The sequence below is a fragment of the Nocardioides dilutus genome, from assembly GCF_054779555.1.
Genome location: NZ_BAAGYA010000003.1, coordinates 977,205 through 992,448 on the forward strand (window position 1 = coordinate 977,205; position 15,244 = coordinate 992,448).

Sequence of the window (15,244 nt, forward strand, 5' to 3'; positions counted from 1 at the left end):
CTATCCAAGCTCCGTGACGATTGGTTGATCGGGACGTTTGCTGGTTCGGCGCCCTCCGGCCCCGACTTTCTCTCGAACGATGAGGCGCGTCGCGTGAATTCTCTGGTTCCCCCGCTGGGTTCGGCTGTCCGGCGCTTGGTAGCGACTGGTGTGGTCGTGGCGCTCGTCTCATCGCTGGGCCCCGGCACTGCCCCCGCTGCTGTCGCCGCGCCCTTGTCGGTTGTGCCGAGTGTCTCGGTCGGTGATCTTGATCCGGTGTTGGTCCCGGAGTTGTCGACGGTGACCTCGACGACGTATCGGTTGCCGGATGGTTCGTTCTCGATGGATGTGGCCACTGACGTGGTCAACTTCCAGGACGCGGCGGGTGGCTGGCATCCCGTGGTCAGCACTTTGGTGGACTCGCTCGACCCGGGTTTCGCGGTCGAGAATGATGCGGCGGCTTTCACGGTCAAGATCCCGGATGACCCGAGCACGACCCCGGTCATTGTTGAAGCGGGAGACGCGTGGCTCTCCCAACGGCTGCGCGGCATGACCGATGCGCCGCTGGTGAGTGAAGCGACGGCCGTGTTCGACGAGGTGGTGGGCGCCGCATCGGTCGCGTACACGGCGTCGGGGTCCGGGGTGCGTGAGGACATCACGTTGACTTCGCCGCCTCCGGCGGCGAACCCGGCGGTCTTCAGGTTCGACGTGGCCGCCAGCCCCGGACTGACGGCACGGTTGACGGCGTCCAACGACATCGAGTTCGTGGATGCCGAGGACTCGGTGGTGTTCGTGATGCCGGCGGGGTTCATGTATGACTCGGCCTCCCCGGAGCGCGCGTTCTCCACCGCGGTGCCCTACGCGCTGACGCCGAGCGCTGGTGGCTGGACGCTGACCGTGACCCCGGACGCAGAGTGGCTCGCCGACCCGGCCCGGGTCTACCCGGTAGTCATCGACCCACCCGTCCAGTTCGTCGGCAGCCCGGACAAGGACTGTGTGGTGCGACAGGAGTCTCCGACCGCGACCCTGTGCAGTCCCGACGGACTCACCGTGGGTCGGCTCGACTCCAGCTCACGGCATCGCGCGTTGCTGGACTTCGACGTCAGCGCGCTTCCCGTGGGAGCGGGGATCAGCCACGCCAACCTGGAGCTCTACCTGCGTGGCAACGGCGTCGGGCCCAACGCCGACTATGCGGTCTTCGAGCCTGGCAAGGCCTGGACCGGTGGAGCCACGTGGAACAGCTCCGGGTCCGCGGCATGGACCGGCGGCGACCCCACGGGGTCGGCCCACGGTCAACAGACCCTGGGCGGCACCTCGAGTGGCTGGCGCTACTTCCTGGTCCGCGACATCGTCGAGGCCTGGCATGCGGGTGCGCCCAACAACGGCCTGCTGGTCAAACAACAGCCCGAGGGCACCAACGGCCGCATCGAGTTCTACTCCAGCGACGCCACCATCACGGCCCGGTGGCCCAACCTCAACGTCCTGTACTACCAGGGCCCCACGGTCAACGCGAGCCAAACCGCCTGCGCCGACCAGGGTCAGAGCATCGGCGCGATCAACGTCCAGCTCACCAACACGAACGACTCGAGCGGGACCGCGACGGTGACGTTGGGCGGCCAGACCAAGAATGTCACGATCCCGGCCAACGGCTCGACGACGACGTCTTTCACGGGCCTTCTGCCAGGCACCTATTCCGGGCGGGCGACCTTCGGTGAGGGCTTCAACTATGCCTACACCGACTACACATCTCAGGTTGGCCCGTGCCCTTACGAGCCTGCGCCGTTCGTGGACACCTACCCGGAGACCAACGGCCAGAATGTGCCCGCGACCGACGAGTCCGACACTGACGACCCGGGCCAGTACACCGATGACCTGCCGACCGGGTCATCGCAGGCGATGCCCTCCCCCGGTAGCGGCCAGGCCACCATGTCAGCCGGCTGGACCAACCCCGCCAACCTCTCGACCATCCAGGTCCGAGCAGGCCAGGTGTACGAGAACGGGTCCAACGTCCGAGCCGGAGCCGACACGGTCGGCGACACTCTGTTGGCGTCATTGTCGGTGCCCAACATTGGCGCTGAGACAGGCTCCGACGACGCCACCGATGCGTTCGGAACTCCATCCTTGCAGCTCACCCTCGCGACTGTGCTCGACGGGCTGGGCCAGCTCCCGGGGCAGACAAACCAGGACGTCGACGTCCGGTTGAACTACTCCACGATCGCCGACAAGTTCGGCGGCGACTACGCCGACCGTCTGCAGGTCACCGCCTACCCGACCTGCTACCTCCTGACCCCGGTCACCGACCTCCTCGCCGTCCTAGGCGTCTCCAACCAGCCATGCCGACAGGGCGTCCTGGTGCCGTCGGTACTTGACCGGAACAGCAAGCAGTTGATGTTCACCGCCGGCCCGCCGCTAAAGGTGGGCGAGGTCCCCGGCGTGGTGCCCGGACTCGGCGAGATCGACTCCTGCTTCTCCCGATTGGTCGACCCCGACGCGACCGGATGGCTGGACACCGCCACCGCGCCCTCAGCCGACACCGACGGGTCCACCGACGGACTCGGCGAGGCCATCGGCGACGGGAACCCTGACGACCTCAACGCCGCCAACACCGAAACCGATACTGCCAACCCCGGCGCCGGCGGCGCGCCGGTGACCGACCCGGCTCCCCAGCTCAGCACCGCCGTCGGCGATGCCACGGTGTGTCGCGGCATGGTCTACGTCGTCTCGGCCCAGTCCGGTGGCTTCGCCCGCGCCGGTGGCGGCGGCGCCGGCGACACCGGGGGCGGCGGATCCGACGCCACCCCGCTGGCACCGTCCAGCTCGTGGCAGGTCGGCGAAGGATCGGGCGAGTTCTCCTGGTCCTACCCCTTCACCTTCCCCACCGGGATGGGCAAGGAGGCGCCCTCGTTGGCGCTGACCTACTCCTCCGGCGCGGTGGACTCCATGACCACCCCGGAGTCCGGGCAGGCCTCCCTCGCGGGAGTGGGCTGGTCGCTCGACCCCGGGCACATCACCCGCAGCTACGCCGCCTGCGCGAAAGACGTCGCCGCATCTGCGCACCAGACCGGCGACCTGTGCTGGCGCACCCAGGGCGGCAAGCTGGTCAACGACCTGTCCGTGACAGTCGCCGGCCGCTCCTCGAAGCTGGTCCGGGACACCAGCGGAACCTGGAGGCTGAAGAACGACCCGGGCTGGCGCGTCGACTACTACGGCGACCCCGACGGGTCGAGCTTCGTGCCCGACGGGGCCGAGTTCCCCAGCAATGCCGACAACAACGACGAGGCGTTCCGGCTTCTGAGCCCCGACGGCACCCGTTACTGGTTCGGACTGCACGCTCAGGCCAACTCGGTGTGGACCGTGCCCGTCTACGGCAACGACCCGGGCGAGCCCTGCTACACGAACGCTGAGCGGTGGTGTGACCAAGCGTGGCAATGGAACCTCGACCGGGTCGTCGACCCCGACGGCAACGCGGTTCGCTACTACTACGACACCGAAACCAACTACTACCAGCGCGGCGCCGAACTCGGAGATGACAACCGGACCGCCTACGACCGGGCCGGCCACCTCTCGAGGATCGAGTACGGCTTCCCCCGCGGGAACGCACCGAACACCACCGCCTCGCAAGTGCGGATCACGCTCGCGTCCGTGCCCCGGTGCACCGACAAGATCCGCAACGCCTCGGCCTCGTGCCCCGACCCGCGGACCACACCGCGGTCCTGGCCCGACGTGCCGACAGACCTGATCTGTGGTGGCTCGGGAGACTGCTCGGTCTTCTCTCCCTCGTTCTTCACCACCAAGCGCTACACCACCATCACCACCGAACGTGGCTACGACAACACCAGCGGCGAGGTCCGCGTCGACCGCTACACCCTGCAGCACGCCATGCCCGACCCCGACAAGTCCCGCACCGGCGGCAGCAACGGGGAAGACAAGCCCGAACTCTGGCTACGCGGGATCCGTCACGACGGCTCCAGCCTCGACGCCGCCCCCGGTGGCACCACCACCCTGCCCGACGTCCGGTTCGCCGGGGTCATCAAGCAGAACCGGGTCAAGCCCACCAACGGTGAGCGCACCCTCAAGCACCTGCGCATCAAGTCCGTGGTCAACGAGATGGGCGGCCGGGTCAGCGTCGCCTACGGCCACGACGGCCCGGGTTGTGACCAGGACAACTACACCGACAACCTCGACCGCTGGGCGTCCAAACGCGAGTGCTTCGCGCAGAAGTACAGCCCCGCCAACGGCGGAACCTCATCGAAGTGGGCCTGGTTCCACAAGTACGTCGTCACGTCGACCACGTTGACCGACGGGGCACTCGGTCTCGGAACCGGTGCCTGGAACACCGGCCAGACCAGCCTCGGCACCGTCCGCAAGTACGCCTACGACTACCTCGGTGACCCGGGCTGGCGCTTCGACTCCGACTCGGTCAACACCCCCATCGACCAGCGGTCGTGGACCGACTGGCGCGGCTACCCCCGGGTCCGCATCGCGACTCGAAGGATCACCGACAAGGACACCAACCCGCAGGGTGACGACGGGTCCACGAACGTCTCCACCAGAGTCGTCACGCGCTACCAAGGCCTCAGCAGGTCCCGCGAGAAGGTCAGCAACCCGCAGTTCCCGCAGCGCTACATCGACACCGTCGAACACCCCGCCTCGGGGCCGGCCAACCAGCGGCTCGAAGACTTCGACGCCCTCCAAGGCATGGTCGCCGAGGAAACCCTGAAGAACCCCACCAACCAGTGGCTCTCGCGCACCTACCACGGATACCAGCGCATCTTCACCACCGACACCACAGGCGGCGGCCCGGCCCGGTGGGTCGGGGAGAACCTGACCCGCACCCACATCGCCCTCGTCGGCCAGGGCAGCGGAGCCCCGCAGGATTGGCGCCACACCATCGGTCGCCAGTTCCATGATGGCGGCACCAACCACCGCGGCGTCCGGCTCGGCGTGGTCGAGAAAGAGACCGACCGCGGCGCTACCGGCGGCGGCACTAACGACCCCAACGTCTGCACGTCCACGACCTGGATCGGCAACGACACCAAGTGGCTGCGCGTCCCCACCCAGACCCAGGTCCACGGAACGCTTTTCGGCCAGCCCGACTGCACCGATCTCCGGTCCTCGACCAAGTACGGCTACGACGGCTCCTTCGCCAACGGCGGGCACACCCAGACCGGAGACAACCTCGGGCGCGGCCACGTTACCCAAACCCAGACCCAGGCCACGGCTGGTCACTGGATCGACACCTACACCGACTACGACCTATATGGCCGACCAGTCCAAACCGTCGACGGCAACGGCAACAAGTCCACCGTTACCTACAACGGTTCGGGATCGGGACGGACCAGTGACGACCTGACGACCCAGTTCACCAACGTCCGCCTCGGCACCCTGAGCCCAGACCTGACCACGCTCACCACACTCGAAAGTGCGCGTGGTTTGCCGACCAGCATCGTCGACGTCGACAACGCCGCGACCACCACCATGACCTACGACGCCTACGGGCGGCTGCTCACCGTCGTCAAACCCAACCAGCAAGCGACACCCAGCACCCCGTCAATCGCCCACACCTACACCAACGCCGACACCACCAAGAGCAACGGCAACAGTCGCCCCGCCACGGTCAAGACCCTCACCCGCCGCAGCGGCAGCACCACCGACTCCACCTGGGCCTACTACGACGGCTGGGGCCGCCAGATCGAGACCCAAGTCCTGCAGGCCGACGGCAACGGCCGCGTCGTCACCGCCACCGCCTACGACGAACAAGGCCTCCCCTGGCGGACCGCCACCGACATCGCCAACACAGCAGCACCCGGCAGTGGCCTGCTCAACGCCAAACTCGCCACCACCCCCCGGAACACCACGACCACCTACGACGCCGCGGGCCGCACTACCAATGTCGTCCACTCCACCAAGCCCGGCGACACCACCACCATCCACCAGCAGGGCAACAGAACCATCACCATCCCGCCGGTCGGCGGATCGACACTCTCCGGCATCGACGGCTGGGGCCGCACCACCGCGGTCACGCAGTACGCCGGGGCCGACACCACCGCAACGCCGCTGCACGGCGCCACCTACACCTACGACGGCTTCGGCCAACTCACCCAGATCTCCAGCACCATCAACGGCGGCAACCGGACCTGGACCTACGGGTACGACTACGCCGGCCGTCGCACGAGCACCGCCGACCCCGACACAGGCAACACCACCGCCGGATACGACGACAACGGAAACCAGACGAGCTCGACCAACGGCGCGGGCGAAACCATCGTCACCACCTATGACGACCGCGACCGGCCGCTGACCCGCAACCAGACCGCGCCGGTCACCAAGGACCTGGCGTCATGGACCTACGACACGGCACCCAAGGGCCGCGGCCGCCTCGCCAGCAGCACCAGTAACGATGCGAGCCTCGCCGCCAACGACACGTACGTCTCCACCGTCACCGGGTACGACCTCAACGGCAACCCCCTCGGCGTCACCCACACCTACCCCGGCCTCCCCGCCTACACCGAGACCCAGACCTACAACGACGCCGACATGCCCACCGCCACCACCTACGGCGCCATCGGTGGGCTCACAGCCACCACAGTCAGCACCAGCTACACCACCAACGGCCAGTACGACACCCTCACCGTCGACGGCACCGGCATCACCCTCGCCGACGCCACCCACGACAAGGTCGGCCAAACCGGACGTCTGCTGTCCTCCATCGGCGGTCAGGAGAACCGGCACCTGAACCGCGAGTACGAGTGGGAACTCCCCACCGGGAGGATGACCAAGCTCGGAGCCTCAAGATTCGGGTTCCTCAACAACACCTACGACAACATCGGCCAACCGCAAAGCGTCCAAGCCAACATCCGCATCGGCACTACATCCGGCGCCTGGTGCTACACCTACGATCCGCTCAACAGGCTCAAGACAGCCAAGACCGGGCAAACCGCAACCAACAACACCTGCTCAGGCACCCCGACCGACAAGCAGTTCATCGGCGCAGACCAGAACCTGAGCTACGCCTACGACGACGACCGACTCACCAGCGTCACCAGCACCGGAACCCTAGGAACCGGAACCGCTGCCTACGGCTACAGCGGCGCACACAAGACAACCTCGATCACCAACCCGCTCCCGCTCGACCCAGCGCTGCCACCCGCGGCCACCCTTGGCTACGACAACGCCGGACGCATCTCGACCATGACGTCCAACGCGGTTGCGTCCACCTACAGCTACAACGCAACCGGAAGCCTCAAGAACCAGACCAACGGGGCTCTGGCAACCAACTACGCCTATGGCGCGGACGGCATGCGCGTGGCACGCAAGAGCGGCACAACCGCGGTGTACTACCTCGGCAGCACTGAGGTCACCAGCGTCGCTGGCGTCATCCAAACCGCCCGCCGGAACCTCACTAGTCCGGCAGGAACGCCACTGGCGACCCAAGAAGTCGGGGTAGCGGGCGAGACTTGGACCTTCCTCCTCGGAGACGCCCAAAACTCGATCCGTTTCAGCCTGGCCCAGACCCTCCTGGAGACTGAAACCCGACCTACCTACTACCCCTACGGAGACAGCGCCGCGACGGCCGTCACTGCGCCGGTCGGTGAGCGCAGCTATCTCAACAAGCCCATCGACCCCAACGGGGATCTTCGTCTCGACCACCGCAACTACACACCGGCCCTCAACGTCCTCACCACACCGGATCCGCTGTTCACAGTGGGGGCACCCCAGTCGCTGAACCCCTACGCCTACTCGAGAAACAACCCGATCGCCCTCTCGGATGGCAGCGGACTCGAGCCCCGGCCGTGGCACAACCCCGAGGGATACGACGAACCATGGAACCCGACCGGGGCATCGACCACTGAACAAGCAGTCACGCTCGGTTCCGCATACAACATCCCCATCAACTACGACACAGACTCACCCGAGCAAATCGCCGCCGCCGAACGAGTGAACGGGCTCATGGGCCCCGGCTACGTGTCACTGGGCGGATCACTCTCCTGGATAGGCGCGATCTTCCGCGCGGTCGTCTTCGACTACAGCGCATGCGAAGACGGAATGAGCAAGGGCTGCGCCGCCGAGATCGCCATGGTCATGCCCTGGTTCAAGGTCGGCAAGGTCAAGAAGGTCGCTGACCTCGTCGACGATGCCAGGGACGGTGAGCGAGTCGCCGACGCCGCAAACACAGCAGAGAAGGTCGCCATCAACGGCGAGACGACTGCGACTGCGTACGGCCGGCTCATGCACCAGACCTTCGACTACGGTCCTGGCTTCTCTCGCGAGTTCACGCTCAGGGCGGGTGGCCGAGTGGATGCGATCAACTTCGAAACTCGGGAGGTCCTAGAGTTGAAGCCGAACAACGCCCGTGCAATCCGTCTTGGGGAGCGCCAGCTTGAGGGTTACATCGCCAAGCTCAACGAGCAGTTCCCGGGCGACCCGTGGATCGGCCGAGTCGTGACGTACGACCGACCATGAGCGAGCGCAACGTCGTCCAGAGGACGTTTGACGAGTTCGGGAAGGCTGCGTTCGGAAGCAAGAAGGCAGGATCGTGGTACCGACGCAGCGATGAAACGATCGTGGTACTCAACTTGCAGAAGTCGAACTACGGGTTGAGCTACTACGTCAACGCGGCGATCTGGTTGCTTGCGGCGGGCCCGGCTGAATCCCCCAAGCCGTCTCAATGCCACATCCAGACCCGGCTGGAGAGATTGGTGCCGGCTGAGTTGCGAGACCGTCTTGAGGCCCTGCTGAATCTGGAGAGTCCGATCGAGGAAGAGGCGCGGCGCGAGGAGCTTCTTGCACAGTTCCATCAGCACTTGTTGCCGGTGGTCGAATCGGCCGTGACGTTGGACAGCCTGCGGTTCGGCGATGGGCAGAGATTCGTCGAGGCGTCTTTGGTCGATGGAGAGGGTCAGCGCCTGCTCGCGGCTGGCTGACGACCTCGGTGCGCTTCGCTCAACTGGCGGGCGGCCGTGCCTTCGGTCCCGGTGCCGAGCGCTGCCCGGATCTTCGTGTTGGCGAGGCAACTGCTGTACCGCCGCCGGATCGTGAAGCCGCGCCCCGCCGCGACACTGGCGCTGCCGGGCGATGCGGCTCGGCTGCGTCAATGGGTGTGCCACGGAACAAGAAGAAGCCGGTGGCTGTGAAGACCTGGACGCGGTGCGGGCGGCCATTCGCGAGTGGGCCGACGCGGAGAAGCGGAACGGCCCCAAGAGCGCCGACCTGCCCGACATCGTAGAGATGCTCATAGCGACCGGAATGCGCATCGGTGAGCTGCTCGCGCTGCGCTGGTCCGACATCGAGCTGACCGCTCCGCCCGAGCGTCGCGACGATGAGACGTGGTTCCCATGGCTCATGGTCAACGGCCAGATCACCTCGAAGGGCAACCGGGTCGACTACGGCAAGACCGACGCGGCGATCCGTCCCATCGCGCTCCCGGACTGGGCGGCGGCGCTCTTGCGCCGGCGCAAGGTCGCCCAACCCCCGAACGACCTCGACGCGGTCTTCATCACCCGTAACGGCACTTGGCACTACACCACGAACATCCAAGGCCGACTGCGGCATATCCGGCGCCTCGTCGACTATCAGGACATCGCCGCACTCCGGGACGTGTCGCCCCACTCGTTCCGTCGGACGGTGGCCACCGAGATCGATGAGGTCTACGACGCCGAAGCCGTCATGCACCACCTCGGACACACATCCAAGACCGTCACCGAACGGCACTACATCAACCGCAGGCTCGTGGTGCCGGACTACCGAGCGGCCACCGAGCGGCTTGCGCCCAGCTCTGGAGCAGGCGAGGACCCTGCTCTCGGGCACTGAGCTCCCCGCTAGGCCTCGAACGCCCCGGACAACCCACCGGAGGGGCCTTCGTCCGTCTGCTGGCCGTTCTGCGCCTTCCTGCGGCCCCGTGCGAGCTGCTGAGTCACCCGCTCCGACGAGCACTGAAGGCGTGCCCGACCTCTCAAAGCGAGCCCAAAGTGAGCCTTAAGGCCTCTCCTCGGGACTAAAGCCCGGGGAGCCCAGGTCGCATCAGCGCAGGTCAGAGCCGATTTTCGTCAGCAGTGCAACGCATTCGACGTGGTGCGTCATCGGGAACGCGTCGAACGCGCGGAGCCCGCGGAGCCCGTAGCCGTGCTCGGCGAAGATCGCGACGTCGCGGGCGAGCGCCGCCGGGTCACAGGCCACATAGGCCACCGCGCGGGGCCGCCGGGCGATGACCTGCTCCACCACGGCTCGCTTGGCACCGGCTCGCGGCGGGTCGAGCACGACCAGGTCGACCGACGAGGCGACGCCGGACGCCAGCACCCGGCCCACCTCGCCGCTGTGCACGTGAGCTCGCGGCACGTTGACCGCGGCATGCCCACAGGCCTCGGCATCGCCCTCGACCACCGTCACCGTGCCTGACGGGCCGACCGCATCGGCGAGGAAGCGAGCGAACAGGCCGACGCCCGCATAGAGGTCTAGCACCGACTCCCCCGGGCGTGGGTCCAGCATCCCGACCACCGTGTCGGCCAGGGCCGTGGGCGCTCCCGGGTGGACCTGCCAGAAGCCCGTCTCGGCGGCGACCTCGAACGGCACACCCCGCACGAGGAAGGACGGCGTCGCCCCGGCGATGAGGCAGTCGTCGACGGGTACGACGTCGTGCGAGCGGTGCTTGCGCATGCCGTGCCGGCCGCCGGGCAGTGCCACGAAGCGCTGCCGGGTCCGCCAGCGCAGGCCATCCTGGTCGCCGGGCACGGCCTCCACCGTCACGTCGATCTCGAGACCGGCGAGCCGAGACAGCTGCTCTCGCACCACCTCGGCCTTCAGCAGCCGCTGCCGCGCCAGCGACACGTGCTGGAAGTCGCAGCCACCGCAGGCGTCGGGCCCGGCGTACCGGCAGGGCGGTGCGACCCGGTCCGGCGACGCCTCGAGCACGGCGACCGCGTCGGCGCGCCAGAAGCGGTCTCCCTCGGTGCCCTCGGTGATCTGCAGGGTGACCCGCTCGCCCGGGATGGCGTGCCTGACGAACACCACCCGCGCCTCCGGCTCCGGGAGCCGGACGACGCAGTGGCCCCCGTGCGCGACCGGTCCGACGAGGGCGTCGAAGCGATCCCCCACCCGGGACCGTCCCCGGGCGGACCGGGCCCGCGGCGCCCGCGGGCGTCGGTCCGGCACTCCGTCGGCGATGGAGGTCAGCCGATGAAGGTGAGCTGTGCGGCGCAGTCGGGCGAGCCGTTCAGCTTCGAGGACACGTAGCCGTAGCCGGCGAGGAGCTCGCCGGTAGGACTCACCGCGGAGAAGCCCACGTGCTCGATGTCGGCGGCCGCGCCGCTGCTGTTGCCGAGGACCTGCGGTCCGTCGAAGACATCGAGGTCGGCGTCCGTGCCGCCCGAGAAGTTGGCGTCGTAGGCCGCGTTGTCGACACTCGTCCGGATCTCGAGGAACGACTGCACGTTCCCGCCGCCGCCGTCGACACAGCGCAGGGTGATGGTGAAGGGCGCCGACTCGTGGACGGTGGCCGGGACGGCCCCGACCACGGAGGTGACCCGCGCGTCCGCGAGCACGGTCTCGACCGAGGGCACCGTGCCGAGCGAGGACTCCTTGATGTCCTTGCCCTTGACCGCGTTGTTCTTGATGTCCGAGGACTTCACGGCGTTGGCCTTGATCTGCTTGGAGCCGACCGAGTTGGGGGCGAGGCCGGCGGCGACGGCGACCCCGCCGCCGAGCACGAGCGTGAGAGCGGTCGCCGAGGCGACGTTGGCGAAGGAGAGGTGGCGACGGAAGTTCATCCCGGCACCCTAGTGGCTGCCGGTGTGGCTCAGCGGGGAACCTGGCGGTCGTTGCCGCGATCCTCGACGTTCCCGCGACGCAGGTCACCGGGACGCACCCGGCGGTCCTCGCGCGCCTCGCGTTCGCGGGCGATCTCCGAGGACCGGAGCTGGTAGGGCACCGAAGTGACCATGACCCCGGGACTGAACAGCAGCCTCCCCTTGAGCCGCAGGGCGGTCTGGTTGTGCAGGAGCTGCTCCCACCAACGGCCGACGACGTACTCCGGGATGTAGACGGCGACCACGCCGCGGGGGTTGGCGGCCCTGATCTCGGTGGCGTAGTCGACGATCGGCTTGATGACCTCGCGGTAGGGCGAGTGGAGCACCTTGAGCGGCACATCGATGTTGCGCTCGTCCCACTCCTCGAGCAGGCGGCCGGTCTCCTCGGCGCTGGTGGAGACGTAGACCCCCTCCAGCACGTTGGGGCGGGTGGCCTTGGCGAAGGCGAGCGCGCGGAGCGTCGGCTTGTGCAGCTTCGAGACCAGCACGATGGCGTGCACCCGCGTCGGCATCACCTTGTCGGCGTCCACGACCGCCAGCTCCTCGGCGACGTTGTCGTAGTGGCGGCGGATGCCGCGCATGATGAGGAAGAAGAAGACCATCGCCAGGATCGCGATCCAGGCCCCGGCGAGGAACTTGGTGATGAGCACGATCACCAGCACGACGGCGGTGAACGTGAGCCCGATGGCGTTGATGACCCGGGACCGTTGCATCCGCCGCCGCTCACCAGGGTCCTCCTCGGTGGCCAGGTGCCGGGTCCAGTGACGGATCATGCCCAGCTGGCTGAGATTGAACGAGACGAAGACGCCGACGATGTAGAGCTGGATCAGCCGGGTGACCTGCGCATCGAAGGCGATGATGAGGGAGATCGCCATGACGGCCAGGAAGACGATGCCGTTGCTGTAGGCCAGCCGGTCGCCTCGCGAGCCGAGCGCCCGGGGGGCGAGACCGTCCTTGGCGAGGATCGAGCCGAGCACCGGGAAGCCGTTGAACGCGGTGTTGGCCGCGAGGACCAGGATGATGCCGGTGACCGTGACGACGGCGTAGAAGCCCGGCGAGAAGTCGTTGAAGACCGCTTTCGCGATCTGGGCGATGACCGGGTTCTGGTCGTAGCCCTCGGGCAGGGGCTCGCCGTCGCGGCTGAGCTGCTTCAGGTGGTGCGGGTCGACGTAGCGCAGCCCCATCTGCTTGGCGAGCACGATGACGCTGATCATCATCGTGATCGCGATGAGGCCGAGCAGGAGCAGCGTCGTCGCCGCGTTCTTGCTCTTGGGCCGCTGGAAGGCCGGGACGCCGTTGGAGATCGCCTCGACACCGGTCAGTGCCGCACACCCCGAGGAGAAGGCTCGGGCCAGCAGGAAGAGCAACCCGAGGGTGGTCAGCGAGTCCACGTCCCCGGTCCCAGGGTCCGGTGTGATCGCCAGCCCCGCACTCTCGACGTCCGGCAGGTCGCCGCCGGCGAGGCGGAGGAAGCCGTAGGCGCACATGCCGAGGATCGCGATCATGAACGCATAGGTCGGGAAGGCGAAGAACGTCCCGGACTCCCGGATCCCGCGCAGGTTCATCGCCGCGAGCCCCACCACCGCCGCGGCCGCCACGGTCGCCTCGTGGCCGCCCAGCACCGGGATCGCCCCCGCGGCGTACTGCGCCCCGGAGGAGATGCTCACCGCGACAGTGAGCACGTAGTCCACGAGCAGCGCGCTGGCCACGGTCATTCCTGCCCGGCGGCCCAGGTTGACCGTGGCCACCTCGTAGTCGCCGCCGCCGCTCGGATACGCGTGCACGGTCTGCCGGTAGGACGCGAGGACCGCCGTCATCACCAGCGCGACGGCGATCGCGATCTTCCACGACCAGACGTACGCGCTGGCGCCGGCAAGCGCCAGCATGATGAAGACCTCGTCGGGTGCGTAGGCCACCGAGGACAGCGCGTCGCTGGCGAACACCGGGAGCGCGATGCGCTTGGGAAGCAGCGTCTCACCCAGCTGGGAGCTCCGGAGCTTGCGTCCCAGCAGGATCCGCTTGGAGACGTCGCCGGCACCCACGATCGACAAGAGTAGGGCCCTCGGCTCCGGGTCGGGACGCCCTGCCTACGCCCTTGACGGCCGATGGCCGATACCGTGGCCGGGTGCATGTGGTGATCATGGGTTGCGGCCGGGTCGGCTCGACGCTCGCGCGCAGCCTGGAGGACCGCAACCACACGGTGTCGATCATCGACAGCGAGCCCGACGCGTTCCGGCGCCTGGGGCCGGGTTTCAACGGCGAGAAGGTCACCGGCTTCGGGTTCGACCAGGCGGTGCTCGAGAAGGCCGGCATCCGCCGTGCCGACGCCTTCGCGGCCGTCTCCAGCGGCGACAACTCCAACATCATCGCCGCGCGGGTGGCCAGGGAGACCTTCGGCATCCAGCAGGTCGTGGCCCGCATCTACGACCCCGGGCGCGCCGAGGTCTACCAGCGGCTCGGCATCACGACCGTTGCGACGGTGAAGTGGACCGCGGACCAGGTGCTGCGACGGCTGCTCCCGGCCGGTGCGGAACCCGACTTCCGCGACCCGTCGGGCACGGTGCGCGTCGACCAGGTGCCGGTGCCCGAGGTGTGGGTGGGTCAGCGCACCGTGCTCTTCCAGGAGCAGACCCGCAGCCGGATCGCCTGGATCGACCGGCTCGGCGAGGGGATGCTGCCCAACCGCGAGTCGATGCTCCAGGAGGGCGACGTCATCCACCTGGCGATGCGCGAGGCCGACGCCGCCAGCGTGTTCGAGGTCATCGCCGCCGGACCGGAGGAGCACTGACATGAGGGTCGCCATCGCCGGGGCGGGGGCCGTGGGCCGGTCCATCGCCCGGGAGCTGATCCAGAACGGCCACCAGGTGCTGCTGATCGACAAGAACTCCGAGTCGATCAAGCCCGAGCGCGTCCCCGACGCCGAGTGGCTGCTTGCCGACTCCTGCGAGCTCTCCTCCCTCGAGGAGGCCCGGCTCGACAAGTGCGACGTGGTCATCGCGGCCACCGGTGACGACAAGGCCAACCTGGTCACCTCGCTGCTCGCCAAGACCGAGTTCGGTGTTCCCCGGACCGTCGCGCGGGTCAACCACCCCAACAACGAGTGGCTGTTCAGCGAGGCGTGGGGCGTCGACGTCAACGTCTCGACTCCCCGGATCATGTCCGCGCTCGTCGAGGAGGCGGTCACTGTCGGCGACCTGGTGCGGCTCTTCACGTTCCGCCAGGGCAACGCCAACCTGGTCGAGATGACCCTGCCGTCCGACTCGCCGTACGTCGGCAAGCCGACCGGACTGATCCCACTGCCGGAGAACTGCGCGCTCGTCACGATCCTGCGCGACGGGCAGGTCTACGTGCCCGACCCGGAGCAGCCGGTCGAGGCCGGCGACGAGCTCCTCTTCGTCATCCCCGAGGACAGCGAGGACGAGCTGGAGACCCTCCTCGCCCCGATGGAGCACGGCGGCTAGCTG

Annotated in this window: 8 protein-coding genes; 5 read left to right on the forward strand and 3 right to left on the reverse strand. The window is 67.9% G+C overall.

Annotated features, from left to right (window positions below; genetic code table 11):
• Positions 1-321 precede the first annotated feature (321 nt).
• From ACYVC6_RS20450 to ACYVC6_RS20460, 3 genes are all read left to right on the forward strand, one after another.
• The gene (locus ACYVC6_RS20450; protein ID WP_460716321.1) at positions 322-8,442 is read left to right on the forward strand and encodes a DNRLRE domain-containing protein; all 8,121 of its coding nucleotides are present in this window, start codon (positions 322-324) and stop codon (positions 8,440-8,442) included.
• Positions 8,439-8,903, forward strand: a complete 465-nt coding sequence (locus tag ACYVC6_RS20455; protein ID WP_460716322.1) for a DUF4304 domain-containing protein — start codon at positions 8,439-8,441, stop codon at positions 8,901-8,903. Before ACYVC6_RS20450 ends, ACYVC6_RS20455 begins: the two co-directional genes overlap by 4 nt.
• Before the next feature lie 223 nt (positions 8,904-9,126).
• Positions 9,127-9,789, forward strand: a complete 663-nt coding sequence (locus ACYVC6_RS20460) for a tyrosine-type recombinase/integrase (protein WP_460716323.1) — start codon at positions 9,127-9,129, stop codon at positions 9,787-9,789.
• A gap of 210 nt (positions 9,790-9,999) precedes the next feature.
• On the opposite strand, the gene ACYVC6_RS20465 is transcribed toward ACYVC6_RS20460, so the two are convergent.
• The 3 genes from ACYVC6_RS20465 to ACYVC6_RS20475 form a co-directional block, all read right to left on the reverse strand.
• Positions 10,000-11,070, reverse strand: coding sequence for a class I SAM-dependent RNA methyltransferase (locus tag ACYVC6_RS20465; RefSeq protein WP_460716324.1), 1,071 nt, complete (start codon positions 11,068-11,070; stop codon positions 10,000-10,002).
• 74 nt (positions 11,071-11,144) lie between these two features.
• Positions 11,145-11,741 (reverse strand): hypothetical protein, encoded by a 597-nt coding sequence (locus ACYVC6_RS20470; RefSeq protein ID WP_460716325.1) that lies wholly within the window; start codon positions 11,739-11,741, stop codon positions 11,145-11,147.
• Positions 11,742-11,770: 29 nt separating this feature from the next.
• A complete protein-coding gene (locus ACYVC6_RS20475) occupies positions 11,771-13,822 on the reverse strand; it encodes an APC family permease (protein ID WP_460716326.1) in 2,052 nt (683 codons plus the stop codon).
• A gap of 98 nt (positions 13,823-13,920) precedes the next feature.
• Between ACYVC6_RS20475 and ACYVC6_RS20480 the strand changes: the two genes are divergently transcribed.
• Both ACYVC6_RS20480 and ACYVC6_RS20485 read left to right on the forward strand, forming a co-directional pair.
• Positions 13,921-14,568: a potassium channel family protein gene (locus ACYVC6_RS20480; RefSeq protein ID WP_460716527.1), complete on the forward strand. Its 648-nt coding sequence runs from the start codon at positions 13,921-13,923 to the stop codon at positions 14,566-14,568.
• A 1-nt stretch (position 14,569) separates the two neighbouring features.
• Positions 14,570-15,241, forward strand: coding sequence for a potassium channel family protein (locus tag ACYVC6_RS20485; protein WP_460716328.1), 672 nt, complete (start codon positions 14,570-14,572; stop codon positions 15,239-15,241).
• Positions 15,242-15,244: the final 3 nt, after the last annotated feature.